At 58.5% G+C, this 26,433-nt stretch carries 21 protein-coding genes; 11 read left to right on the top strand and 10 right to left on the bottom strand.

The window, feature by feature from the left end; translation table 11 throughout:
* Nucleotides 1-75: 75 nt before the first annotated feature.
* Entirely contained in the window at nt 76-2,481 is a 2,406-nt protein-coding gene (gene lon, locus ACTYEO_RS11000; RefSeq protein WP_449323788.1) for an endopeptidase La, read from the bottom strand.
* A gap of 245 nt (nt 2,482-2,726) precedes the next feature.
* Entirely contained in the window at nt 2,727-3,857 is a 1,131-nt protein-coding gene (gene tgt, locus ACTYEO_RS11005) for a tRNA guanosine(34) transglycosylase Tgt (RefSeq protein WP_449323789.1), read from the bottom strand.
* 95 nt (nt 3,858-3,952) lie between these two features.
* On the opposite strand from tgt, the gene rimK reads away from it, so the two are divergent.
* From rimK to ACTYEO_RS11035, 6 genes are all read left to right on the top strand, one after another.
* The gene (gene rimK, locus ACTYEO_RS11010) at nt 3,953-5,338 is read left to right on the top strand and encodes a 30S ribosomal protein S6--L-glutamate ligase (protein WP_449323790.1); all 1,386 of its coding nucleotides are present in this window, start codon (nt 3,953-3,955) and stop codon (nt 5,336-5,338) included.
* 83 nt (nt 5,339-5,421) lie between these two features.
* Nucleotides 5,422-5,799: an SUF system Fe-S cluster assembly protein gene (locus tag ACTYEO_RS11015; RefSeq protein WP_449323791.1), complete on the top strand. Its 378-nt coding sequence runs from the start codon at nt 5,422-5,424 to the stop codon at nt 5,797-5,799.
* A gap of 30 nt (nt 5,800-5,829) precedes the next feature.
* On the top strand, nt 5,830-6,210 hold the full coding sequence (locus ACTYEO_RS11020) for a HesB/IscA family protein (RefSeq protein WP_449323792.1): 381 nt from the start codon (nt 5,830-5,832) through the stop codon (nt 6,208-6,210).
* Between the two features lie 10 nt (nt 6,211-6,220).
* A complete protein-coding gene (locus ACTYEO_RS11025; RefSeq protein ID WP_449323793.1) occupies nt 6,221-6,553 on the top strand; it encodes a TfoX/Sxy family protein in 333 nt (110 codons plus the stop codon).
* A 66-nt stretch (nt 6,554-6,619) separates the two neighbouring features.
* Nucleotides 6,620-7,378 (top strand): triose-phosphate isomerase, encoded by a 759-nt coding sequence (tpiA, locus tag ACTYEO_RS11030; protein ID WP_449323794.1) that lies wholly within the window; start codon nt 6,620-6,622, stop codon nt 7,376-7,378.
* Nucleotides 7,379-7,738: 360 nt separating this feature from the next.
* On the top strand, nt 7,739-8,023 hold the full coding sequence (locus tag ACTYEO_RS11035) for a hypothetical protein (protein WP_449323795.1): 285 nt from the start codon (nt 7,739-7,741) through the stop codon (nt 8,021-8,023).
* Between the two features lie 241 nt (nt 8,024-8,264).
* Here the strand turns inward: ACTYEO_RS11035 and ACTYEO_RS11040 are convergent, their stop codons facing one another.
* Complete coding sequence (locus ACTYEO_RS11040) at nt 8,265-9,506, bottom strand: DVUA0089 family protein (RefSeq protein ID WP_449323796.1); 1,242 nt, start codon at nt 9,504-9,506, stop codon at nt 8,265-8,267.
* Between the two features lie 189 nt (nt 9,507-9,695).
* Between ACTYEO_RS11040 and ACTYEO_RS11045 the strand changes: the two genes are divergently transcribed.
* Nucleotides 9,696-10,862: a cytochrome P450 gene (locus tag ACTYEO_RS11045; RefSeq protein ID WP_449323797.1), complete on the top strand. Its 1,167-nt coding sequence runs from the start codon at nt 9,696-9,698 to the stop codon at nt 10,860-10,862.
* A 75-nt stretch (nt 10,863-10,937) separates the two neighbouring features.
* On the opposite strand, the gene uvrA is transcribed toward ACTYEO_RS11045, so the two are convergent.
* The 7 genes from uvrA to ACTYEO_RS11080 all read right to left on the bottom strand — a co-directional run bounded on the left by uvrA (nt 10,938) and on the right by ACTYEO_RS11080 (nt 22,907).
* Nucleotides 10,938-13,802 carry an excinuclease ABC subunit UvrA gene (gene uvrA, locus ACTYEO_RS11050; protein ID WP_449323798.1) on the bottom strand — a complete coding sequence of 955 codons (2,865 nt, stop codon included), beginning with the start codon at nt 13,800-13,802 and terminating at the stop codon, nt 10,938-10,940.
* 87 nt (nt 13,803-13,889) lie between these two features.
* Nucleotides 13,890-15,002 (bottom strand): MFS transporter, encoded by a 1,113-nt coding sequence (locus tag ACTYEO_RS11055; protein WP_449323799.1) that lies wholly within the window; start codon nt 15,000-15,002, stop codon nt 13,890-13,892.
* 52 nt (nt 15,003-15,054) lie between these two features.
* Entirely contained in the window at nt 15,055-16,449 is a 1,395-nt protein-coding gene (gene lpdA, locus ACTYEO_RS11060) for a dihydrolipoyl dehydrogenase (protein WP_449323800.1), read from the bottom strand.
* Between the two features lie 123 nt (nt 16,450-16,572).
* Nucleotides 16,573-17,157, bottom strand: a complete 585-nt coding sequence (locus tag ACTYEO_RS11065; RefSeq protein ID WP_449323801.1) for a DUF924 family protein — start codon at nt 17,155-17,157, stop codon at nt 16,573-16,575.
* A 41-nt stretch (nt 17,158-17,198) separates the two neighbouring features.
* On the bottom strand, nt 17,199-18,470 hold the full coding sequence (locus ACTYEO_RS11070) for an MFS transporter (RefSeq protein WP_449323802.1): 1,272 nt from the start codon (nt 18,468-18,470) through the stop codon (nt 17,199-17,201).
* Between the two features lie 57 nt (nt 18,471-18,527).
* Nucleotides 18,528-19,583 (bottom strand): tRNA preQ1(34) S-adenosylmethionine ribosyltransferase-isomerase QueA, encoded by a 1,056-nt coding sequence (gene queA / locus ACTYEO_RS11075; protein ID WP_449323803.1) that lies wholly within the window; start codon nt 19,581-19,583, stop codon nt 18,528-18,530.
* Between the two features lie 15 nt (nt 19,584-19,598).
* Nucleotides 19,599-22,907 carry a hypothetical protein gene (locus ACTYEO_RS11080; RefSeq protein ID WP_449323804.1) on the bottom strand — a complete coding sequence of 1,103 codons (3,309 nt, stop codon included), beginning with the start codon at nt 22,905-22,907 and terminating at the stop codon, nt 19,599-19,601.
* A 151-nt stretch (nt 22,908-23,058) separates the two neighbouring features.
* Here ACTYEO_RS11080 and bcp point away from each other — a divergent pair, with 151 nt between their 5' ends.
* The 4 genes from bcp to ACTYEO_RS11100 all read left to right on the top strand — a co-directional run bounded on the left by bcp (nt 23,059) and on the right by ACTYEO_RS11100 (nt 26,408).
* Complete coding sequence (gene bcp / locus ACTYEO_RS11085) at nt 23,059-23,520, top strand: thioredoxin-dependent thiol peroxidase (protein WP_449323805.1); 462 nt, start codon at nt 23,059-23,061, stop codon at nt 23,518-23,520.
* A 23-nt stretch (nt 23,521-23,543) separates the two neighbouring features.
* Nucleotides 23,544-24,356 carry a ferritin-like domain-containing protein gene (locus ACTYEO_RS11090; RefSeq protein ID WP_449323836.1) on the top strand — a complete coding sequence of 271 codons (813 nt, stop codon included), beginning with the start codon at nt 23,544-23,546 and terminating at the stop codon, nt 24,354-24,356.
* A 188-nt stretch (nt 24,357-24,544) separates the two neighbouring features.
* The gene (locus ACTYEO_RS11095; protein ID WP_449323806.1) at nt 24,545-25,885 is read left to right on the top strand and encodes a DUF5930 domain-containing protein; all 1,341 of its coding nucleotides are present in this window, start codon (nt 24,545-24,547) and stop codon (nt 25,883-25,885) included.
* A complete protein-coding gene (locus ACTYEO_RS11100; protein ID WP_449323807.1) occupies nt 25,875-26,408 on the top strand; it encodes a bactofilin family protein in 534 nt (177 codons plus the stop codon). Before ACTYEO_RS11095 ends, ACTYEO_RS11100 begins: the two co-directional genes overlap by 11 nt.
* The last annotated feature ends 25 nt before the right edge of the window (nt 26,409-26,433 follow it).

The raw sequence follows: 26,433 nt of genomic DNA on the forward strand, positions 1-26,433 counted from the left end.
CAAGATGCAAAATACTCCGCCCAAGCATCGCCTAGACGGAGTATTTTTAGCGGTTCATGACAGGGTCGCGCCTAATTAATGGGCGGTGGCGGCGGTGCCATCCCCCTTGCCCAAAGCGCGCTGGACGGCGGCCGCATCTTCGGCCTCCTCATCCCAATCGATGGCTTCAGGCGCGCGCACCAGAGCACGGGCCAAGACCTCCGAGACATGCGAGACGGGAATGATCTCCAAACCCTCTTTGACATTATCGGGGATCTCGGCGAGGTCCTTTTCGTTCTCCTGAGGGATCAGCACGGTTTTGATACCGCCCCGCAGAGCCGCAAGCAGCTTTTCCTTCAACCCGCCAATTGGCAGGACATTCCCGCGCAAGGTCACCTCGCCTGTCATGGCGATGTCTTTTTGCACAGGGATTTGCGTCAGAACCGACACGATCGAAGTGACCATCCCGATACCCGCGCTTGGCCCGTCTTTCGGTGTGGCCCCCTCGGGCACGTGCACGTGGATATCCCAACGATCCATGCGCGGAGGCTGCACGCCGATCTTGGGCGCGATGGAGCGGACATAGCTGGCGGCCGCGTCGATGGATTCCTTCATCACATCGCCGAGCTTACCCGTTGTTTTCATCCGCCCCTTACCCGCAAGGCGCAGGGCCTCGATCGACAGAAGATCACCGCCAACGCTGGTCCAGGCAAGGCCCGTGACAACGCCTATCTGGTCATCCATTTCCGCCAAACCGAATTTGAAGCGGCGCACACCCAGCATCTCTTCGAGATTATCGGATGTAACCTCGACCGATTTGCTTTGCCCCTTCAGGATCGCTGTCAGCGCCTTACGGGCGATTTTGGCCAATTCACGCTCAAGGTTCCGCACACCCGCTTCGCGCGTGTAATAGCGGATCACGTCCGTCAGCGCTTCATCCGTGAGGTTGAATTCATCGGCGCGCAGACCGTGGTTCTTGATCTGCTTGGCCAGCAAGTGACGCTTGGCGATCTCGCGCTTTTCATCCTCGGTATAACCCGAGAGCGAGATGATCTCCATCCGGTCCAGAAGCGGGCCTGGCATGTTGTAAGAATTCGCCGTGGTCAGGAACATCACATTCGAGAGGTCATATTCCACCTCGAGGTAATGGTCCGAGAAGGTCGCATTCTGTTCGGGATCAAGCACCTCAAGCATGGCTGAGGCGGGGTCACCACGGAAATCCTGACCCATCTTGTCGATCTCGTCGAGAAGGATCAGCGGATTGGTGGTTTTCGCCTTTTTCATCGCCTGAATGATCTTGCCCGGCATGGAGCCGATATAGGTCCGACGGTGGCCACGGATCTCGGATTCGTCGCGCACGCCGCCAAGCGAGATGCGGATAAATTCGCGCCCCGTGGCTTTGGCAACCGATTTCCCAAGGCTGGTTTTACCCACACCCGGAGGGCCGACAAGGCACATGATCGGGCCTTTCAGCTTCTTGGAGCGCTGCTGCACCGCAAGATATTCCACGATGCGTTCCTTAACCTTTTCCAGACCGTAATGATCGGCATCAAGCACCTGCTCGGCGCGGCCAAGGTCTTTTTTGACGCGCGATTTCACGCCCCAAGGAATGGAGAGCATCCAATCGAGGTAATTGCGCACAACCGTGGCCTCGGCGCTCATCGGGCTCATATTCTTGAGCTTTTTGATCTCCGCATCCGCACGATCACGGGCCTCTTTCGAGAATTTCGTATTGGCGATCTTTTCCTCAAGCTCGGCAATCTCATTGGCGCCATCTTCGCCATCGCCCAACTCGCGCTGAATCGCCTTCATTTGCTCATTGAGGTAATATTCGCGCTGCGTGCGCTCCATCTGGGATTTCACGCGCGTTTTGATCTTTTTCTCGACCTGCAGAACCGACATTTCGCCCTGCATCATGCCATAGACTTTCTCAAGGCGGGCCGAGATATCGAGCGTTTCCAGCAGGTCCTGCTTTTGCTCAACCTCCACACCCAAATGCCCCGAGACGAGATCGGCCAATTTGGAAGGCTCCTCGGCCTCGATGATCGAGGTCAGGGCATCCTCAGGTACATTCTTTTTGACCTTGGCGTATTTCTCGAACTCCTCAACAACCGAACGCAGGAGCGCGGTTGTCGCTTCGGGATCATTCTCGGTTTCATCCAGCACGTGGGCGCGCGCTTCAAAGAACGAGTCATTGGGCAAGAACCCTTCGATCCGCACACGGGCGCGCCCCTCGACCAGCACTTTTACTGTGCCATCGGGCAATTTCAGCAATTGCAGGACATTGGCGATCACGCCCACATCATAGATGCCGTCGGATTCGGGGTCATCAATGCTGGGGTCGATCTGGCTCGATAGAAGAATTTGCTTATCGTCACGCATCACCTCTTCCAGCGCGCGGACGGATTTCTCACGACCGACGAAAAGCGGCACGACCATATGCGGGAAAACCACGATATCGCGCAGTGGAAGAACGGGATAAGTGCTTTGAACTTCTGGCATTTTGCCTTCCTTATTCTTGGCAAGCGGGCTCCGGGCCCCGCATCAGCGGCAGCCCCTGTCCTGCTCCTTGGTGGTGCAGTGTTACTTGGGGCACGGGGCTGCGCGTTTCAAGCGCAAGAACCGCGCCAACTCATCACAAAGCGTGCCTTTTCGCGAAAGCGGGCACAAGCAGGATTTTGTGAAGCCTTGGTGAAAGCTCGCAAAATATAGCGCGCGCCCCTGCTCGAATGACAGTTAGCCCAAATTTACAGCGGATCAATATCGCCCAAGGCGCGGTTGGCATGGAACTCGGCCTCGAAATCGGCAAAGCAATCGGCTTCGATCGCATCGCGCATGCCCTGCATTAGCTCTTGGAAGTAATGCAGATTATGCCATGTCATCAGCATCGAGGAGATGATCTCGCTCGAGCGGAACACATGATGCAGATAGGCGCGCGAATAATTGGAGCAGGCAGGGCATGTGCAGGCCTCATCCAGCGGGCGCGGGTCATCCTGATGGCGGGCGTTTTTGATATTGAGCTGGCCGCGCCGCGTCCATGCCTGCCCCGTGCGCCCCGAGCGCGACGGCAGCACGCAATCCATCATATCCACCCCGCGCTTGACCGCGCCCACGATATCATCGGGCTTGCCCACGCCCATAAGATAGCGCGGCTTGTCCTCGGGCAGCAGATCGGGCGCGTAATCAAGGCAACCGAACATCGCCTCCTGCCCCTCGCCCACAGCCAATCCGCCAATCGCATAACCATCAAAGCCGATCTCGCGCAGCGCCTCGGCGCTCGCGCCGCGCAAATCCTGCTCAAGCCCGCCTTGCATAATGCCGAACAGCGCATGCCCCGGACGATCACCAAAAGCCTGCTTGGAACGCGCGGCCCATCTCATCGACAATTCCATTGACCGCGCAATCGTATCGCGTTCCGCCGGCAAAGCGGGGCATTCATCGAAACACATCACGATATCTGAGCCGAGCAGCTTCTGGATCTCCATGCTCCGCTCGGGGCTTAGCATATGTTTCGAGCCGTCAATATGGCTGCGAAACTGCACGCCCTCCTCGGTCAGCTTGCGCAGATCGGCCAAGCTCATCACCTGAAAGCCGCCTGAATCCGTCAGGATCGGGCGATCCCAATTCATGAATTTATGCAAACCGCCAAGCGCCGCGATCCGTTCCGCAGTGGGGCGCAGCATCAGGTGATAGGTATTGCCCAAAAGGATATCCGCCCCTGTCTGGCGCACGCTTTCAGGCATCATCGCCTTGACGGTGGCGGCTGTGCCCACGGGCATGAAAGCGGGCGTTCGGATCTGCCCGCGCGGGGTCGAGATCACGCCACGGCGCGCTTTGCCATCTTGATGCAACAATTCATATGCAAACTCTTGGGGCACGGGATAAAGCCTCGTTCGAACAGGGGCTATGTTCTTCGGGCGATTCTACAGCAAAGCCAAGGCCCAACTCAAAGAAAGAGACAATGAGGCACCCAATGGATCAAGTTTTCAAGCTCGGCTGGGAAGAATGGGTCGGTCTGCCCGAATTGGGCCTGCCCGCGCTGAAGGCTAAGGTGGATACAGGCGCGCGCACATCCGCCCTGCATGCCTTTGACATCGAAGTATTCGGCCCCATCGCCAAGCCGAATGTGCGCTTTCTGATCAACCCGATCCCGAGCCGGCCCGATATGGCGATCACCTGCTCGGCCCCGATCCATGACCGCCGCGATGTGACCAGCTCCAATGGCGACACGGAGGCGCGCTTTGTGATCCTGAGCGAGCTGGAAATCGGCAGCTTCCGCCAACAGGTCGAGATCACCCTGACCGACCGCGCCGCAATGTCGTATAAAATGTTGATCGGACGTCAGGCGATCAAATCGAATTGGTTGATCAACCCATCCGAGAGCTTCTGTCAAGCACAGCGCAGCTTCGAGGTGTATCACACAGCCGCAGTCAAACAGACCGCCCCCAAACGGGCATTGCGCATCGCCGTGCTGAGCCGCGAGCAGAATTACTCGACCGCCCAATTGCAATCTGAGGGCGAGAAACGCGGCCATGTCGTGGAAGTGATCAATACAACCCGTTGCTACATGGCCCTGAATGCCATGAGCCCTGCCGTCTTTTATGATGGGGTGGAATTGCCGAAATTCGATGCCGTCATCCCGCGTATCGGCCCCTCGATCACATCTTATGGCGCCGCGATCCTGCGCCAATTCGAAACCTTGGGGGTTTACTGCGTCAATGGCAGCGCCGCCATTACCGCCAGCCGCGACAAGCTGCATGCCCATCAGATCCTGTCACGCCATCGCATCGGAATGCCCCAGACAGCCTTTGCCGCAAGCCCGAAGGATACCAGCAATCTCATCGCCTTGGTGGGCCATGCGCCCTTGGTTGTGAAGCTGCTGGAATCCAGCCAAGGCAAGGGCGTCGTTCTGGCCGAAACCAAGAAAGCCGCGCAATCGGTGATTGATGCCTTTCGCGGGCTATCGGCCAATTTTCTGGTGCAAAGCTTTGTGAAAGAAGCCGCAGGCGAGGATATCCGCTGCCTTGTGATCAATGGCAAAGTGGTTGCGGCTATGAAACGGGTCGGCGCGCCCGATGATTTCCGCTCGAACCTGCATCGCGGTGGCAAGGCGGTAAAGGTGCGCATCACCAAACAGGAGCGCAACATTGCCATCCAATCCGCCCGCGCCTTCGGGCTTGGTCTTGCGGGAGTGGATATGCTGCGCGGTTCGGATGGTCCGAAAGTCCTCGAGGTTAACTCCTCTCCCGGTTTCGAGGGGATCGAGGAAGTGACAGGAAAAAATATCTCGGAATTGCTCTATGATGCGATCGAAAAACAAATGCGCCCAAGCCCGATCCGACGCCGCGCGCCCAAGTGACCCGCACAGGCTGCTCTTGCCCTGTCTACGCATTTCCCTATATGTTTAGTCAGGAATTTAGATGCACAGATTAAGGTCCTCTCATGAGCAGCTCTCCCGATCCGATGCCCAATGACCAGATGGAAGGCGCGCCGCTGATCAAGCCCTCCAGCACAGAGCATCCGCTTTATGATATGGTGGTCGAGGCATGTCGTACGGTCTATGACCCTGAAATTCCAGTGAATATCTATGATCTGGGCCTTGTCTATACGATTGATATCAGCTCCGAGAACGCGGTTGATGTGACGATGACATTGACGGCACCGGGCTGCCCCGTGGCGGGCGAAATGCCGGGCTGGCTGGCCGATGCGATTGAACCTCTGGCAGGCGTGAAACATGTGGATGTGCAAATCACATGGGATCCGCCTTGGGGCATGGATATGATGAGTGATGAAGCGCGGCTTGAACTGGGGTTCATGTAACCCCGCACGCCGATCTGAAAGGAAAGTTCCATGTTTGGCATTCCAGGAAAGCAAGCCGTCACCATGACGCCTGCAGCGATCAACCAGATCGCCAAGCTGATGGAACGCGATGGCCATAAGGGCCTGCGCATTGGCATCAAAAAGGGTGGTTGCGCGGGCATGGAATACACCATGGATTACGCCGCCGAAGTGGACCCGAATGACGAAGTGGTCGAGCAGGATGGCGCGCGTGTGATGATCGCACCGATGGCGCAAATGTTCCTTTTCGGCACCCAGATCGATTACGAGACCAGCTTGCTGGAATCAGGGTTCAAATTCAAAAATCCCAATGTCACCGATGCCTGTGGCTGCGGTGAATCGATCAAATTCAAAGATGTCGAGGAACTGGCCGCCGAACGCGCGGCCGAGTGAGCGCTGAACCATGGCGATTTCCGCGGAAGAAATCAGCTTTGCCACCGACCTGTTTTCCGATCTCGGGCAGATATCCACACGGCGCATGATGGGCGGGCTTTGCCTCTATCAAGCAGGCGTGATCTTTGCGCTCGTCTATAGTGACGGGCAGATTTATCTCAAAGGGGCCAATGGCTTCGGGGATGTTCTTGAAGCGAAGGGATGCAGCCGCTGGTCCTATCAGCGGGAAGGGGCGAAACCCGTCTCCATGCCCTATTGGACCCTGCCCGATGCTGCCCTTGATGATCCAGAACTGGCCTGCGATTGGGCCCGCCGCGCGCTGGAGCATCTGACCGAGACCTAAGAGGTGCCTTGACGCCCCGCGGCATCCTTGCCACCCATGGCCGCAAAAATCCGAAGGGGATTCCTCATGGCTCGTAAGCTTGCCGCAGGCAATTGGAAAATGAACGGAACCAGCGCCTCGCTGGCGGAAATTGATGCCTTGGTTGCGGCCTGCCCCGCGCCCGAGATCGATATCCTGATCTGCCCACCTGCTACGCTGCTCTCGCGGATGGCGGCGCAAACGAAAGACAGCGCAATCGGGATCGGCGGGCAAACCTGCCATGTCGCAGCCATGGGCGCGCATACGGGCGATATTTCGGCGGATATGTTGGTGGATGCAGGCGCAAGCGCCGTGATCCTAGGCCATTCCGAGCGCCGCACCGATCATGCCGAGGATGACGCCAGCGTGCGCGCACAGGCGCAAGCGGCTGTTGCAGCAGGGCTGCGCGCCATCATATGCATTGGCGAGACCGAAGCGCAGCGCGATGAAGGGGTCACCTTGGATGTGATCGCCGAGCAGCTTGCAGGCTCCATCCCTGATGACGCCACCGCCAAGGCGCTTGTTGTGGCCTATGAGCCTGTCTGGGCCATTGGCACGGGTAAGGTGCCCACATTGGAACAGATCGCCGAGGTGCATGATTTCATCCGCGCCGAGCTGACCACCCGCTTCGGCGAGAGCATCGCCAATGCCACGCCGCTTCTCTATGGCGGTTCGGTCAAACCCGCCAATGCCGCCGATATTTTCGCTGTCACGAATGTCGATGGCGCGCTTGTCGGCGGAGCATCGCTCAAGGCGCAGGACTTCCTTGGCATCATCACACCGCTTGAGCAAAGCGCTGCGGGTTAAGCCCGCTAGAGGTTAGTGAGACCAGATTAAAAGGGCCATCCGCATCTCGGGTGGCCCTTATTTTGTTTGCATTCCCTGCAAAAACCTATCGTCAGCAAGGCTTTTGCGAAGGGCTCCCCCATTCCGCAGCCCAAACCATGCCTTTGCCGCGGCATTGCAGCGATGCCCCGATATCACATCCTGTGATGCAAGCAGGTTTTCGCCTGCAGGACCGCGGCTCAGTTGATCCGTTTCGGCACGGTGATATCCTGAACAGGATTAAATTCATTCCGTGGGAAACAAGCCAGCGCCAACGAAATGCCCGTCGAAACGCCTTAAAACGAAAGACTTTCTCAACACTTTATTTGGAACGGAGATCTCATGACCATATCCAAGTTACTTGGCAACTTCGCCATTATTGCATGCCTCACCGCGCCAATGTCTCTGGCTGCACAAAGCCTGCCTTCGGGCGAATTCTCACTGACCACGCAATTTCGCAAAGCGGAAGGCGAGTGCCTTGAAGGCAACCAGATCAATGGCGCGCTAGAGGGGGCGGCTTTCATGGATCGCTGCCAGAATGTATCAGGTCAGGTTTGGCGCGCACTCCCCGAGGGGGACGGCTATTACCGCCTGACAACCGAGTTTCGCGCGCCCCATTCCTGCTGAGGGCGGCTATTTCAGGCTAACCACGCAATTCCGCGAGCCTTTCAATGAATGTCTGGAAGGCAATCAGCTCGATGGGGATTATGGTGGGGCGGCCTTTATGGCGACCTGCCAGAACGTCACCGGACAGCTTTGGACAATCCTTCCTGCGCCAAACTGACCACACAGAAAGAGGGGGATATCCCCGCCACAAAAAAGGGCCGCCTTACTTCAGGCGACCCTTCGTTAATTTATCCGATGGTTCTTATTGCGCGCGGATATAGCGCTCCATCGAGATGCGGATGATGCCGTTATAGCTGTCGGAATATTGCGACACACCCAAGAGATAGGTGCCCGATGACAGCCGCGAGGCGATCTGGCTGTCGAGATTGCCGCTCACATCATCATTGAACGCCAGTTCCCGACCAACAGTGTCAAACAGCGCGATCACAGGGTCAGAGTCGCGAATGCCGATGGCATCAATCACCACGAAACCATCCTCGGGAACCGAGAAGGAGTACCAAACCGCATCGCCCGAGATTTGCGCATCACGGGCCATTGGCCCCATCAGCGTGCCGAGATCTTGGATCGGATAGGTGCCGCCAATAGGCGGGCTTGCCTCCAGCGTGGCATACATTTCGCGCATCGCCTCTTCCTGCGAATAAGGCGTGACGCTGACCGTCACAGGCAGGTTCGGATCCGAGAGCGAGCGCATGCCGATGCAATAGCTGCCTGGCTGAAGCGGCGTGGTGAAATCGATCCGGCTGTTAAGCGAGTTGTAATCATCATTCTCGGCAATCAGGCCACCCTGCCCGTCAAAAATGTAGATATAGGGGTCAGCCATCTCGTTCTCGGCGCGGATGGTCACAGCGGTCGGCTCGCTGATATTGAAGCGATAATACGGCACGCCCGTAATGGTATTTGTGGCCGAGACGCCCTCGGACATCGACGCGGTGATCATGCCCGAGCCAAGGGTTGTGGCAGGCGTTTCGGGAAGGCAGGCATCAATGCCCACAAATCCGCCGCCCTCGACGCCAACCCAGCCTGCGGTCAGGGCTTCATGTTCATCGGCGCGCCCGATACGGGCATCCGCCACGATCGGCTCACCGCCAAAGCTGCGCACGCCAAGGCAATAGCTGCCCGCGGCCAATTCGATCTCGCCCCGCGAGTCCCAGCCTCCGCCACCGTCATCATCACTCAGGATCAACATGCCCGTGCTGTCATAGAGATCGAGCACGGTGTCAGCCTCGGACTGGCCCGCAGCCTCAACACGGATATTGCTTGGCGCAGACAGGCTGAACAGGCTGTAGGCATAGCCATTGGGCGGCACCATAATGCTGTTTTGCTCAAAGAAATTTGGCGCGGTGGCGATATCGGATGCGCCTTCGCTGCCCCCCACCCAAACGCCTTGCGCGCCGAGCCCGCCACACAGATCCTGCGCGGCAGCGGGTAGTGTAAATGTACAAAGTGCTGCGGCCACGACAATGGGCCCTTTACTGAAATTCATACCTGATCCTCCAAAAATCGGATGCGTTGAAAAAAGCAGTCGCAAGGAGTTAAGCAGGTGGCTTGTTAATTTTCCAGTGGAATGATGCCCCGTCTTTCCCCGCAAACCCATTTGGGGCGCCATGGATGGGTCGGGAATTTAGGGCATGGGGCCTTTTCTGCACGCGGCGCTCGGGCTAGGCCTGTGGTCATGATACATCTTGCCCAATCCCCCAAAGACCCGCGCTTTGTGCAGAACCCCTATGCCTTCTACGCCAAAGCGCGTGCAGCAGGGCCTTTGGTCTATTGGAAGGAATATGGGTTGGTTTGCGCCACAACCCATGAGGCGGTGAACACCATCCTGCGCGACAGACGCTTTGGCCGCGAACCTGTCGAGGCGCTGAACATCCCCAATCATTTGGCGCCTTTTTACGCGGTTGAGGCCCATTCCATGCTGGAATTGGAGCCTCCGCGCCATACGCGTTTGCGCGGGCTGGTCCTGCGCGCCTTCACCTCGCGCCGCATTGCCGAGCTGGCCCCCGAGATCGAAGCTCTGACCCATGGCTTGCTTGATGACACCCCTGAGGGGCCTTTTGATCTGCTTGAGACCCTTGCCCGCCCCCTGCCCGTCACCATCATCGCGCGGCTTCTTGGCGTGCCCGAGGAGATGGCCCCTGATCTGCTGACATGGTCCAATGCGATGGTGATGATGTATGTGCCCGACCGAACGCGTGAACAGGAAGACAGGGCGGTGGCGGCCACTCAAAACTTCGTGAGCTTCCTGCGCGCCTATGTCGAGCAGCGCCGATCAGCACCACGCGATGACCTGATCAGCCATTTGATCGCCGCCGAGGCCGAGGGCGAGAAGCTCAGCACCGATGAATTGATTGCCACCTGTATTCTGCTGCTCAATGCGGGGCATGAGGCCACGGTACATACTATTGGCAATGGCGTGAAACAGATGCTTGAGACAGGCGCGCGGTTCGGGGCCGAGCCCGCAGCGCTGGTTGAGGAAATCCTGCGCTATGACCCGCCGCTGCATATGTTTACGCGCTACGTCTATGAGGATGTAACGCAGTTCGGGCATGCGTTTCAACGCGGGGATCAGGTGGCGCTGCTGCTGGCCTCGGCGGGGCGGGACGGGGATGTTTATGCTGATGCCGAGCGTTTTGTACCCGACAGGCGGGATGGGCCTGCCAATCTGGCTTTTGGCGCGGGACTGCATTTCTGTGTGGGCGCGCCGCTGGCGCGGCTGGAATTGCAGATCGCCCTGCCGATCCTGTTTGAGCGTTTTCCCGATTTGCATCTGGTCGAGCCGCCGCAATATGCCGATATTTATCATTTCCACGGGTTGGAGCGGCTAATCCTTGCGCGCTAGGGGCGCTGCCCCTTGGCGGCGCTGACGCGCCACCTACCCCGAAGTATTTTTCAAGCAAAGATAGATGGGCGCGCGTTATTCAGCAGCGTGTTTGCGGGCATCGAGCATCGGTTTGAGGTAGCGCCCCGTATGGGAGCGTGCGACTTCGGCGACCTGTTCAGGGGTTCCGACCGCCACAATCTCGCCGCCGCCATCGCCGCCTTCAGGGCCGATATCAATCAGCCAATCTGCGGTTTTGATCACATCGAGATTATGCTCGATCACCACAACCGAGTTGCCTTGATCAACCAATTCATGCAGCACCTCTAGCAATTTTCGAACATCTTCGAAGTGCAAACCAGTGGTTGGCTCGTCCAAAATATACAAAGTGCGACCCGTGGCGCGTTTTGCCAATTCCTTGGAGAGTTTCACGCGCTGCGCCTCGCCGCCCGAGAGCGTGGTGGCTTGCTGGCCCACTTTGATATAGCCGAGCCCGACCCTGACCAGCGCATCCATCTTCTCGCGGATGCTGGGAACAGCTTTGAAAAACTCCTGCGCGTCTTCGACCGTCATATCAAGAACATCGGCGATGGATTTGCCCTTGAAGCGGATCTCGAGGGTTTCGCGATTATAGCGCGCGCCTTTGCAGGTTTCACAGGTGACATAGACATCGGGCAGGAAATGCATCTCGATCTTGATCACGCCATCGCCTTGGCAAGCCTCGCAACGCCCGCCTTTGACATTGAAGCTGAACCGCCCCGGTTTATAGCCCCGCGCCTTGGCTTCGGGCAGGCCCGCAAACCAATCGCGGATCGGGGTAAAGGCGCCCGTATAGGTGGCGGGGTTCGAGCGCGGGGTGCGCCCGATTGGGCGTTGGTCGATATCGATGACCTTATCGAGATGTTCCAACCCTTTGATCGTCTCGCAAGGCGCGGGCGTCTGGCGCGCGCCATTGAGTTTCATGGAGGCCGTCTTGAACAAGGTTTCGATGGTCAGGGTAGATTTGCCCCCCCCCGACACGCCCGTCACGCAAACAAACTTGCCAAGTGGGAACTCCGCCGTGACATCGCGCAGATTATTGCCCGTGGCCTTGACCACTGTGACGGATTTCTTGCCTTTTTTGCCTTTTCGACGCTCAGTTGGGACCGCGATTTCGCGCGTGCCCGACAGGTATTGCCCCGTCACTGAAACCGCATCCTCGATGATCTGGGCAGGCGTGCCCTCGGCCACGATACGGCCGCCATGCACACCCGCGCCTGGCCCTATATCAAAGACGTAATCGGCCTCGCGGATGGCTTCTTCGTCATGTTCGACCACGATCACGGTATTGCCCTGATCGCGCAGGTTTTTCAGCGTCTCGAGCAGACGGGAGTTGTCGCGTTGATGCAGACCGATGGAGGGCTCATCCAATACATAGAGCACGCCCGTCAGGCCCGAACCGATCTGGCTGGCCAAGCGGATACGCTGGCTTTCGCCCCCTGACAATGTGCCTGCATTGCGTGACAAGGTCAGATATTCGAGACCAACATTGTTAAGGAAACCAAGGCGTTCGCGGATTTCCTTAAGGATGGCGCGGGCAATCTCATTGCGCTGGTTGCTTAAGCTTTCAGGCACCGCGCCGATCCAGTCATAGGCCTGTTTGATCGACATTTGCACGACTTGGCCCACATGCAAGCCGCCAATTTTCACAGCCAAGGCTTCGGGCCGCAAACGATAGCCGCCGCACATCCCGCAGGAGCGGTTATTCTGATAGCGCTCAAATTCTTCGCGGATCCAAGCGCTATCGGTTTCGCGGTAGCGGCGCTCCATATTGGGAATTACGCCCTCGAAGGTGCGCTGGACTTGGTAAACGCGGCCCCCCTCATCATAGCGGAAGGGAATTTCCTCATCGCCCGAGCCGCGCAGGAAAACCTCCTGCACCTTTTCGGGCAGGTCTTTCCATTTGGTCTTGGGCGCGAAATTGTAATGCTTGGCAATTGCTTGAATTGTCTGGATAAAATAGGGTGACTTGCCCTTGCGCCACGGCGCGATGGCCCCGTCTTCCAAGGTTAACGCGGCATCAGGCACCATGAGACGTTCGTCAAAGAACAACTCCACCCCTAAACCGTCGCATGAGGGGCAGGCCCCGAAAGGCGCGTTGAAGGAAAACAGCCGCGGTTCGATCTCGGGAATGGTGAAGCCCGAGACGGGACAGGCGAAATTCTCGGAGAAGGTCAGCCGCTCGGGCTCGCCCTCGGAAGGCGCGGTTTCGAGAATGGCGATGCCATCGGCCAGATCAAGGGCCGTGCGGAAGCTATCGGCCAGCCGTGTCTCAGCGCCTTCGCGCACCACGATACGGTCGACGACCACGTCGATATCATGGCGGAATTTCTTGTCGAGGCTCGGGGGTTCATCCAGCTCGTAGAACTGGCCATCCACCTTGACGCGCTGGAAGCCTTGCTTGCGTAACTCGATGAATTCCTTGCGATATTCACCCTTCCGGTCCCGAATGATCGGGGCGAGGAGATAGGCGCGTGTGCCCTCCTCCAACGCCATCACACGGTCCACCATATCTTGGACCTGCTGCGCCTCGATCGGCAGGCCTGTGGTGGGGCTGAACGGGGTGCCGACGCGCGCAAAAAGCAGGCGCATATAGTCGTAAATCTCGGTCACGGTTCCCACGGTTGAGCGCGGGTTTTTCGAGGTGGTTTTCTGCTCGATCGAGATGGCAGGCGAGAGGCCCGAAATGTGATCAACATCGGGCTTTTGCATCATGTCGAGGAATTGCCGCGCATAGGCGCTCAGGCTTTCGACATAGCGCCGCTGGCCCTCGGCATAGATCGTATCGAAGGCAAGGCTGGATTTGCCCGAGCCGCTGAGCCCCGTGATCACCACAAGCTGGTCGCGTGGAATATCCACATCAACATTCTTGAGGTTATGTTCACGCGCGCCGCGCACTTCGATTTTCTTGAGTTCAGGCATACTGCCCCCTGCCGTTAAGGACATTTCAACACATAGGCGCTTTATTCTGAGTCTCCAATGGAAAATGGAGAACTTTTCAAGAACACTCTATCTCAAGGCGGCGCGATAGGCCCAAAGCGTCAAAACCGCCCCCAACAACCCGCCGATCACAGCCATCGGCACGGCCTGTGACGCGCCCAAGGCTGCAAGGATCGGCGTGCCTGAAAAGGTGCCGATATTGCCCAATTGCGCCAAGGCGCCATTGGACAAGGCCCTGTCCTCGGGGCTTGTGTTCAACCACGGCACGGCGGCAAAGCCACCGCCTGCCACCATGCCCGAGACAGCCATGGCGAGGATCGCCACGGCAGGGGCCGCGCTTGCCATAAAAGGAACCACAGGAAACAGAAGTGCCATGGCCAAAAACCCGCCCCAAACCAATTGCGATGGAAGGAATACGCGCCCCAAAATACCTGCAAGCAAACTGCCGCCCAAACCTGCCAATGGCAAAACAGGCGCAAGCCATGGCGCGTTTAACGCTGCGGGCAAATAGGTGACCAAGGCCAGAAACAGCGTTGCATAGATGCCATGGCCCAAAGCAGGCCCGAAAAGACGCGGGGTTTGGTAGATGGCCAGATGGTCCGACAAGCTCGGCCAGCGCCGCGTGGGCGGCGCAAATCCGCGTGGTAGCATCAGGGCAAGCAGCCCCCAAAGCGACGCGGCCAAGGCGGCATGAGCCAGATAAACACGCCCAAGCGATCCGTTTTCGTCGATCATCAGGGCCGCAAGGGCAAAGCCCACGCCGAAAAACGTCGCCCAAATCCCCATGACGAGCGGGCGATCACGATCACTGGCAAGGCCTGCCATCAAAGTCGGGATCGCCACCACCAGCAGCAAATGCCCTGCCCCTTCCAACACGCGCAGCCCCATAAGCAGCGCAAAGGATGGCAAAGCGGCTTGGCCCAAACCCGTTATGGCGGAAATTCCAAGCCCGATCAGAATCGCGCGGCGCGGGCCCAAACTGGCGGTGATCCCACCTGCCAGCACGCCGAAAACCACCCCCATCACGGCCACGCCCGAGACGATGAAAGCCACGGGTGCCTCAGGGTAGCGTTCGGCCAAAGGGCCAAGGGTCAAAGCGATCTTGGCAAATTGCGTCGCCGCAATCAGGCCTGCGAGGTAAAGCGCCCCGATCAGGGGCCAAGGGGTGGTGGCGCGCGTCATCCCCTTCGCTTGGCAGCCATGCCCGCCCGCGTCAAGCGCGCGGGCGCGTCGCTTACATATGGATCACGCGGTCATAGGCGTCCAAGACGCTTTCATGCATCATCTCGGAAAGGGTCGGATGTGGGAAAACCGTCTCCATCAGGTCTTCCTCGGTGGTCTCGAGCTTTTGGCCGATCACATAGCCTTGGATCAGCTCGGTCACTTCCGCACCAATCATATGCGCGCCAAGCAATTCACCCGTTTTAGCGTCAAAAACGGTTTTGATCATCCCTTCAGGCTCGCCCAAAGCGATGGCTTTGCCATTGCCAATGAAGGGGAAACGCCCGACTTTGACCGTGTGGCCGCGCTGTTTGGCTTTGGCCTCGGTCAGACCCACACTGGCCACTTGCGGATGACAATAGGTGCAGCCTGCGATGCTTTCTGGCTTGATCGCATGTACCTTTTTACCTGCGATCATATCAGCGACCATCACGCCTTCATGGCTTGCCTTATGCGCGAGCCATGGGGCACCCGCCACATCGCCAATGGCAAACAATCCATCAACGCCAGTGCGGCAATATTCATCGGTCACAACATGGGTGCGGTCGATTTTCACGCCAAGCGCTTCAAGGCCCAAATCCTCGACATTGCCGACAATGCCGACCGCCGAGATCACGGTATCAAATTCCTGCGTCTCCAGCTTGCCGCCAACTTCGATATGCGCCGTCACCTTATCGGCGGCGCGATCAAGCTTTTTCACCATCGCCTTTTGCAGGATTTTCATACCCTGTTTCTCAAAGCTCTTCTTGGCGAAGGCCGAGATTTCTTCATCCTCAACGGGCAGCACGCGGTCCATCACCTCGACCACGGTCGTGTCCGCGCCAAGCGTGTTGTAGAAGCTCGCAAACTCGATCCCGATTGCGCCCGAGCCGATCACCAGCAATTTTTTGGGCATATGCGGCGGGGTGAGTGCCGATTTATAGGCCCAGACCCGTTTGCCATCAGCCTCCAGCCCCGGCAATTCGCGGGCCCGCGCGCCTGTGGCGAGGATGATGTTCTTGGCGGTCAGCGCCTCGGTGCCGTTGTCGGTTTTGACCGAGACTTTGCCTTTTGCAGGCAGGCTGGCCGCCCCCATGAAGACCGTGACCTTATTTTTCTTCATCAGATGCGCCACGCCCGAGCTGAGCTGCTTGGCCACATTGCGCGAGCGTTTGACCACCGCATCCAGATCATAGCTGATGCCCTCGGCCTTGAGGCCGAATTCCTTGGCGCGGTGCATCAGGTGGAACACCTCGGAGGATCGCAACATCGCCTTGGTCGGAATACAGCCCCAATTGAGGCAAATCCCGCCCATATGCTCCCGCTCGACAATCGCGACATTCAGGCCGAGCTGGCTGGCGCGGATGGCCGCAACATAGCCGCCGGGGCCGGCACCGATCACGATGAGATCAAAGTTTTTATCGGACAAGGTCGTTCCTCCAGAACGGTCGGTTTGGAATTAGTTCACCATTAAACTATCTGGCGAACCACTGCAATTGCCCACAGCGAAACGAGGGGCGGTTTTCCCCAAAACCCCATTTAACCTGCCAAATTACGCCGCGCCTTCCAGTTTGCGCACGGTGTAGCCATAGCCGCCATTGTCCAGATAGGTCTGCTCGGCGGGGGTTGTTTCGCGGCCAAGCGCTGTGTTGCGATAGGGAAACCGCCCAAACTCACGGATCACTTCGCGATGCGCGCGGGCATGCAATACATTGGGCGCACCCGTTTCAGGCATTCGTTCAATCATCAAACGGATACAATGATCCTGATCGCTGAGCATTTCCGAGTGCATCAAAGGAAGATAGAAAAACTGGCGCTCAGGCTCGTCGATACGCATATCCCAGCCTTGTTTGATGGCATAGCACGCCGCCGCTTTGGCCCTTTCATCGGTCGAGAAGGCACGGCCATCTTGGCGGAACATATTGCGCGGGAACTGATCAAGCAGAATGATCAAGGCCAAGGCCTTGCGGGGATGGCCTGTCCAATCCTCCAGCGCGCCTTTGGCCCCTTCCTCCCATAAATCACCGAATTTATCGCGGATTTCCTGATCAAAACTGTCATCGGCGACATACCATTTCGGCGGGCCAGCCTGTAACCAGAACTCCAGAATATCTTCGCTCGCATGGTTTTGCGACATCACTGCTCTTCCCTATTCCCCACCCTGCGGGCCATTCGCGATTAGGCGGTGGGCGGCAGGGATGCTTCATCCAATTCATCCTGCGTGGCTTCTGCAAAGACCTCTTGGGCGACCTCAACCGCAACTGCGCTGGCCGAGGCTAGAACGGGCGCGTAGCTGATCGTATCTTCTGTCGCCGTCGAAGGCCGCCTTGTCATGCGGAACCCAGCATATGTGGCCAAGCCTGCCATAAGCACAGCGAGATACAAGAAGAATCCCTGCGGCCCAAACCAGCCCATCAAGGCCCCCACGATAAGCGGCCCTGTAACGGCCCCCACCCCATTAATGAACAATAGCCGCCCGCCAGCCGCCGCCATCTGATCGGGCTCCAGAAAATCATTCGTATGGGCCAAGAGTAAAGCATAGAGCGGATTGGCCATCGCTCCGACTGCAAAAGCGGCGATCAGAAGCAGGTAGAAACTGCTGCTATAGATGGCGCTGATCGCGGCCACGGTACCGATTGCCGCCACACCCGCGATCAGAACACGGCGATCCATTCGGTCGGATATCCAGCCAATCGGGAATTGCAAAAGCAAGCCACCCACATAGATCGCCCCCACAAACAGTGAAATCTCGGCAAGGCTGAGATCGGATTGCGTGCCGTAGACCGCGCTCATCCCAAACAGGGCGGCGTAAACTGCCCCCATAACAAAGATGCCGATACAGCCAAGAGGTGAGAGGTGGAAAACCTCGAGAAAACTCATCGGCTCTGTGGTCTCGAAGGCAGGTGTTGGCGTGACTGACAGCAAAATCGGCGCGAAGCTGAGGCTCACCAAAACCGACAGAACCACAAACAGAATATAGCCCGACGGGTCGCCCAGAACCAGCAGGCCCTGCGCCGCCACAAGCCCCGACATTTGCACGATCATGTAAAGCGACAAGGCCTGACCACGCGTTTCATTGCTGGCCGAATTATTGAGCCAGCTTTCCGCCGTCACATACACGGCCGAGAAACAAAACCCGATGACCACGCGCAGCAAGGTCCAGACAACCGGATCGGCGATGGCGGGATAAAGGATCAACACCGCCGAGATGACCGAGCCGAGGGCCGCAAAGGTTCGGATATGGCCGACACGGCGGATCAGGTCGGGGGCCATTTGCGATCCGCCCAAGAAGCCAAGGAAATAGGCCGACATGATCACGGACATCCAGAAGGTCGAGAACCCTTCAATGTCGCCGCGCACACCCAAAAGCGTGCCTTGCAGGCCGTTTCCGACCATCAACAACAACATGCCGAGCAGGAGCGGCCAAGACGAGCGGATAACATAGAGCATGGCACATCCTTAAGGAGGAAGATCGCTACGGTCTAGGCCGCAGAGGGGCTCTGTCTGTTACTTATGCGACGGAAACAAGATCGAAGCGTCACCATAGGAGAAAAACCTGTATTCCGATGCCACGGCATGCGCATAAATCTCGCGCAGCCTGTCCTGCCCCATCAGGGCCGAGACCAGCATCATCAAGGTAGATTTGGGAAGGTGAAAATTGGTCATCAGCGCGTCTGCGATTTTGAACTGATAGCCTGGATAAATGAAAATATCGGTATCGCCCTGCCAGACAGGCATATGGCCATCTGCCGTGGCCGCCGTCTCGATCAGGCGCAGGGCGGTGGTGCCCACGGGAATGATCCGCCCGCCGCCTGCGCGGGTTGCGTTGATCTCGGCGGCGGCTTTTGCGCTGACCTCGCCCCATTCGGCATGCATTTTATGTGTGGCAACATCCTCGACGGTGACGGGCAGAAAGGTGCCCGCGCCCACATGCAGGGTCACGAAACTCAAATCGACCCCGCGCGCTTTGAGGGCCGCCAGCAGTGCCTCATCGAAATGCAGGCTGGCCGTGGGTGCGGCCACCGCGCCTTGATTGCGCGCCCAAACGGTTTGATAATCCTCAAGATCCTGCGCATCCGATGGGCGTTTGCTTTCGATATAAGGGGGCAGCGGCATGGCGCCTGCGGCGTTCAAAGCGGCGTCAAAATCGTCGCCCTCAAGGTTGAAGCGCAGGCGCAAGCCCCCCTCAAGTGCTGTCACTTCTGCGCCCAATTCTGTTGAGAAATTCACCACCTCGCCAAGGGCCAATTTGCGCATCGGTTTGGCCAAACCCGACCATGTGCCATCGGCTTGCGGCTCCAGCAGGGTCACTTCGATCTTGGCGCTGACCCGCCCTTGCGCGCTGTCGCGCCAGCGCTGGCCCCGCAGGCGCGCGGGAATGACCTTGGTGTCATTCAGGATCAACCGATCACCCGGCTGCAAAATATCCGGCAGATCAAAGACATGCCGATCGAAGCTGTCCGCGCCTTGCGCCACCAAAAGCCGCGCCGAACTGCGCGGTTTGGCAGGGCGCGTGGCGATCAGACGCTCAGGCAGGTCGAAATCAAAATCAGACAGTTTCATGCGGCATTCTCAGGTTCATTCAGCAAGCTCGGGGGGCGGGCGGCGGAAAATCTCGCGGAAAATTCCAGGTGTCAGAATAGAGAGCGGGTTAACATTGACCCGCAGCGCATCTACAGGCCCGCTGAGGCGATAGGAAAAGCCGAACAGCCCCTCGCGACGCGGAGCAAATAGCGCACCAAACAGGCCGTTAATGGCATAAAAGGGTGAGACCACGCCTTGCATATCGATCTGCCCCGCTTCGATGTCGTAAAGGCCATCCATGCTGATCCCCATTGAGGGGCCAATGGCCGAGCCCTCCAATATTTGGATCGCGCGCGGCGTCAAGCGAAAGCGTCCCTCGACCTGCCCCAGATTGATGCCTTGGCCGCCAAGCTGCTCTAGCAGCCCCACCACCGAAATCAGGTTGAGCAATTCTGCCATCACAGGCGCATCGCGCAAACGCGGGTTTTCGATGCTTAGCGTGCCATCAAATACGCCCGCCTCTCCCGTGGGCTGCAAGGCCAGTTCCATCGCACCGCCATAGGCGTTTTGCATGATGCCTGCTGCGCGCAAAACCGCCCCGCCATTTTCGGCATTGATCAAGATGGCCGTGCCCGTATCGGTGTTCACAAGGCGGCCCGTGATCGGCACAGCACCGTTGACATTGGCTTGGAAATTGCCAGACAGCCCACCATTATTGGCCAGATCAGCCCGCAATTCCGTCAGGGCGATCCCGCGCGAGACCTCCAGCCGATCAAGCGCCACCGAAAGCGGCCCCGCCTGCCCGCTGCCCGCAGATGGCGCAGGGTCCAGACCGCGCAAATCAAGCCGCCCTGACCTGACCTCGATCAGCGGCGCTTGGCCTTGCCCACGAGAGACAAGCCCGCCTTGCACATTGAGCCAATTCCCGATGACGAACCGCTCCAGATCAAGCCTTTGGAACAGCCCCCCTTCCCCAAGACCGACCGCGCCTTCCAGCTCCAACCCACTGACATCAAGCGATATATCGGCATTAGACGGGTTCGGACCAAGCGTCATATCAAGCTGCAATTGCCCTGTCGCGCCACGGCTTGACGCCCATCCCAAAGCTGGGATGGACAGCCCGACCCCGTCCAGATCAGAGCTGAGCGACAGCGCAGGTGCTGCGCCATTTGGCGGAATGTCCAAGCTGAATTGCGCCCGCCCCGCGCCTGAGACCAGACCGGGCGGCAGAGTGATCCCGAGCGCATCCAGATTTTCGGGCGACAGGGGCGCGCTGCCCTCAGCACGGCTGGCCACAGGCTCGCCCGCCCCCATTGGAACGGACCAATTGCCCGATATCGCCACCCCGTCTAACGCGGCTTGGCCGCTGATCGCGACCTGCTCGGACGTGACCGAGATCGCAAGGCGATCAGCGGTCAAAAGACGGTCAGGCACGATCTCGCTGGAGCGCAGGTTGAACCCCGTGCCCTCGATATCGAGCCTCATATCGTCGGGGTTTTGCCCCCGTATCAGACGCAGACCCACACTGCCCGAGGCCTCAACACGGCCCGAGGCCAGCGTGGCGGGATCAAGACGGCTGGAATTGCGCAACAGATTGGTGGGCGGCAGCGCCAAAAGGGTCAATAAATCAGGTATTTGGCTTGCGATCTCAAGCTGCACAACCGCATCAGGGCCGCGCATTCGGGCATTCTCAACCACGAAGCTTGAGCCCGCAACATCGACATTTCCGCCATTTGGCGCGGGCATCACACCTTCATCAACCTGCACCACCAGACGCGGGCCGATCATGGAAAGGTAGCCTGCGGCCGCTTCCAAAGGCGGGAAATTAGGGGTCAGGCGGGCCGTAGTATGCGCGAAGTCAAGGCGCAAAGCCTCCACCGGGTCGCGGTCAGGCGCGCGCCTGATTGCAAATTCGATATTGGAGGCTTGGCCTGAGATGATGTTTTCATCCACCCATCTGCGCGTCCGCTCAACCGCGCGGGTGGGCCAATAGGCAAGTACGTCTCGGGGGTCTGCCTCGGGGATATTTGCATCAATGCTCAGCGCAAAGCCGTCAGCCATCGCCTCGATAAAGCCTGAAGCACTCAGCTCGATATCATCTTTGAAGAGCACCGCCTGCCCGATATCAATCCGCATATTAGGCTCAAGCGAGAGGCGGATATCAGCGGCCCCGCCATCCAATGCAAGCTCGGTTTCATACAGCTCGAACGGGTTGGTGCGGATATCTTGCAGCTGGAACTGGCCGATAAAGCTGTTCTCGGCCTCCACCAGATCGGCATGCCCCGTGGCAGTGAAGCTCAAAACGGGAGAGGCCAGCGCGAATTCAGTGAAGCTGAGGCGCGCGGCCTCGGCATCGAACTCGAAATAGACATCCAGCGCCTCGAACGGGATCGGGTCGATCGTGTCATTGGGGGTAATCTCGCCCACCCCCATGCCAAGATGACCCGACAGATCACCCAAAGTGCCATCATCAGCCAATCGCGTAATCAAGGAGCCCGAGATCGGCGCGCGCAGCAGATCAAGCCAAGCCAACGCAGGCGTGCTGGTGGCGACATCGCGCGCTGACATATCATCGAACTGGATGCGCATATCGGTGTTTTGCGTCTCTGGGTTACGCGTAACCGCAAAGGCCAGCCGCCCGTCGCGCGTGCCCGTGATATCGCCGCTGATCGACAGGGTCAGAACGGAGCCTTTGCGATCCAGCGACAGGCTGCCGTCACTGGCGCGGATCACCTGCCCCGTCATCGCATCTTGCATATTGATGCTAAGCCCCTGCCCCTCAACCCGTTCAAGTCGTTCAAAAAACGGGCCTGCAAACATCTCGTCGATACGCGCAAGGCTTTCCTCCAGCCCGAGCGCCGAGGCATCTGCGGCCTCGGCAAAGGCCAGATCCAGCTGGCCCGTCTCATCGCGCGACAAGGTCAGCGCGGCCCCGTCAAACACCACTTCGATCGGGCGCAATTGACGCCTGAGAAGTGCCGCCCCATCCATCATGATCGACACTTCAGGGAAGGAGGCGCGCACACCTGCCTCATCGCGCAGAGCGACCTCGCTCAACTGGATGCGCGGGCGGCGGGAGCCATCGACCATCGCAAGACTGATATCGCCCAAACTGACCGCATTTTCCCCCATGGATCTGTCGATCTGCGCCGCAATGCGCTGTTGCACGCCTTGAGGCAGGCTCAGCGGGCTTTCCCCCAGCCGCCAGATCAGAAGAAGAACTGCCAAAAGCGCGAATGCGACCAGCGAGATCACCGCAGCCAGCACATAGCGCAAGGCAGACCACCCCCACCGCCGCCGCCGCGTCGGAGCCTGTGCGGGTGCATTGCCTTGTGGATCGGGCATATCCTCGGCCTCAGCCATTTCCATTCCCCGAACACGGGCCGCTTTCGAGGGTAATTCTGGTCATTTGGACGCGGTTCATTCCCAAGCTGCTCTTTATCTTTCCGCCAAAACACCTAGCTTGCAAATCAAGCGTGCGACAGGCCCGTTTCATATAATGAATGAGGATAAAATGATCGATACTGGTGATACAGCCCCCGACTTCACTTTGCCACGCGATGGTGGCGGCGAGATTACCCTGTCAGACCTCAAGCCCCAAAAGGTCGTTTTGTATTTCTACCCCAAGGACGACACGCCAGGCTGCACCAAGAAAGCCATCGGGTTCACCGAGCATGTCAAAGCCTTTGAGGAGGCCGGTGCCATGATCATCGGCGTCTCCAAGGACCCTGTCGCGAAACATGATAAATTCGTTGCAAAACATGATCTTGGCATCACCCTCGTCTCGGATGAGGCCAGTGATCTATGCGAGCGCTATGGCACATGGGTCGAGAAGAACATGTATGGCAAAAAATACATGGGGATCGAGCGCGCCACCTTCCTGATCGATGGCAATGGCCAGATCGCGCAGGTCTGGCGCAAGGTCAAAGTGCCCGGCCATGTCGAGGCGGTTCTGGACGCGGTCAAAGCCCTGTGAGCGCCCCCAAGACCCTGACAGAAATGGCCTGCGCGGTTCTTGAGACGGCGCAGGCGCGGGAAAAAACGGCTTTGTCCCGCGAATATGCAGCGCTTTGGCGCGCCTCGCGGGATGGACGTGCGCCTGCCATTCCCATTGGCACGGCCACCCCGCCGCTTACACCCGCGCGCCCTGATGCGCCCGCCTTGCTCGACCCCCGCGATGTGCCCCGCCGCAAACCCGGCTCGGTTGAGGGGCGCAAGGCCATTTTACATGCGGTCGCCCATATCGAACTAAACGCCGTTGACCTGCATTGGGACATCATCGCGCGCTTCGGACATATCCCGATGCCGATGGGGTATTATGATGACTGGGTGAAATCGGCGGATGAGGAATCCAAACATTTCAATATGGTAGCGGATTGTCTTGAAGCGATGGGCAGCCATTATGGCGCCATGGCCGCCCATGCCGGCATGTGGCGCGCCGCCGAAGATACACGCGATGATCTGCTGGGGCGTCTGGCCGTTGTGCCCATGGTGCTTGAGGCCCGCGGCCTCGATGTCACACCAGGGATGATCGATATTTTCGCCCGCGCAAAAGACGACCCCGCCGCCATTCAAGCGGTGGATGCAATGAAGGTCATCTATGCCGAAGAAGTCCACCACGTCGCCTATGGCTCGAAATGGTTCCACTTCCTATGCGGCCGCGATGACATTGACCCGAAGGACGCCTTCCATAGCCTCGTGCAACGCTATTTCCACGGCGGGTTGAAGCCACCCTTCAATGAAGAAAAGCGCGCCGAGGCTGGAATTCCCCCAGATTTCTATTGGCCCTTGGCCGAAGACAAACAGAGATGACCGCGCCAAGCAGGCGCATGGTCGGCGAATTCCTGCCCATAAGTGCCTGAAATGGCATGTTTTGCCGATCTGGCGAGATTAATTATTGAGCCAAGATTCCGCATAGCGTATCCATGTCGGAGATTTAGGCCTGAACGACCGTGGGGACGGGGGTATTCGGGTCAGGGAGCTAAAAGGGCAAAGACCAAGTGAAAACACGAGTCATGAACCGCCTGAATATGGCGCTGGAACGGCGTTTGCCTGAACAGCGGCTATTCCTGAAATCCGATCAAGGCATGCGTTTCCTACGAATTCGGCCCTTCACACAGGCCGTTTTACTGGCAGGCACTGTGCTGGCCGTTGGCTGGACGACGATCATGACCTCGATATTTTTCATCGACACGATCAGCGCAGGCGGAACCCGTGATCAGGAGGCCCGCGCGCAAGCCAGCTATCAGGCGCGTCTGAATTCCATGTCCGAGGAACGCGATGCCCGCGCGACCGAGGCACAGCAAGCGCAGGCCCGTTTCGCCATTGCGATGGATCAGGTCTCGCGCATGCAATCGCGCCTGCTCGCGTCAGAAGAACGCCGCCGCGAATTGGAAACCGCCGTTGACGTGATCCAGACAACCCTGCGCACCACCATGTCCGAGCGCGATGCCGCCCGCGACCGCGCCGATCAATTGCTGGCGGAATTAGAGGCCGAAACAGGCAGCATCCAGACCGCCGCTGGCCGCCAACGCGATATGGATACCACGCTGGCCTTCCTGTCTGACGCGCTTGAAGACACCGCCGTCGCACGCGATGAGGCTTACGGTGCGGCAGATGAGGTCGAGAACCAGCTTGCCCAGATGGAATTCGACACCCTTCTGGCCAGCGAGCGGAATGAGCGTATCTTCTCCCAGATCGAAGATGCCGTGACCCTCTCGCTTGAGCCGCTGGATGCAATGTTCCGCTCCGCAGGTCTGCCGACCGAGAGCATCATCGAACAGGTTCGCCGCGGCTATTCGGGGCAAGGTGGGCCTTTGATGCCAATCAGCATGTCCAGCAGCGGAGAAGAGCCTGACCCCGTTTCCATCCGCGCCAATGAAGTTCTTGCAGGGCTTGATCATGTAAATCTCTACCGCATGGCCGCCGAGGATTTGCCCTTCACAATGCCAGTGGCCTCCAATGTGCGCTACACTTCGTCCTTCGGCTATCGCCGTGACCCGATCAATGGCGGGCGGCGCATGCATTCGGGCGCTGATTTCGCAGGCCCCGTGGGCACGCCGCTTTACGCAGGCGGCGATGGCACCGTGATTTTTGCGGGACGGCAGAGCGGATATGGCCTGATGGTCGAAATCCAGCACGCCTTTGGATACACCACCCGCTATGCCCATATGTCCCGAATCCGTGTAAACGATGGCCAAAGGGTCTCGCGCGGCGAGCTGATCGGTGATATGGGACGCACCGGACGGGTGACAGGGCCGCATTTACACTATGAGGTGCGCCGCAACGGCACTCCAGTAAACCCTATGACCTTCATTACGGCAGGACGAAATGTTTTCTAAATCAAAAATCAACGAACCTGGTCCCAAGCAGACCGATAGCGCCAGCAAACCGACTGCTCCCGTAGCGCCTCCAAGCGCCAGCAGCGACCGCGCGGCAGCCTCGCCAACAAATATCGCGCCCAAGCCCAAGCCCCCCGCTTCGGTTCTGGCGCAAGACCTGACCATTGTCGGCAATCTGCGCACAACCGGCGATATCCAGATTGAAGGCACCGTAAAGGGCGATATCCACGCGCATCTGCTGACCGTGGGTGAAACCGCTGTAATCGAAGGCGAAGTGGTTGCAGATGATGTTGTCGTCACCGGCCGCGTTGTCGGACGTGTTCGCGGCCTGAAGGTCCGCCTGACCTCTTCGGCGCGTGTAGAGGGTGATATCATCCACAAAACCATCGCAATTGAATCGGGTGCGCATTTTGAGGGCTCGGTCCAGCGTCAGGAAGACCCGCTTTCAACTGGCAAAGCGGCAAGCCCTGCGCCCGCAGCCAAGAATGCCGAAGACAAGCCTGCCGCAAGCAGCAAGAGCTAAGCTTCCCGAAAGATTTTCGAAAAGG

This window comes from Rhodophyticola sp. SM2404, from assembly GCF_053570515.1.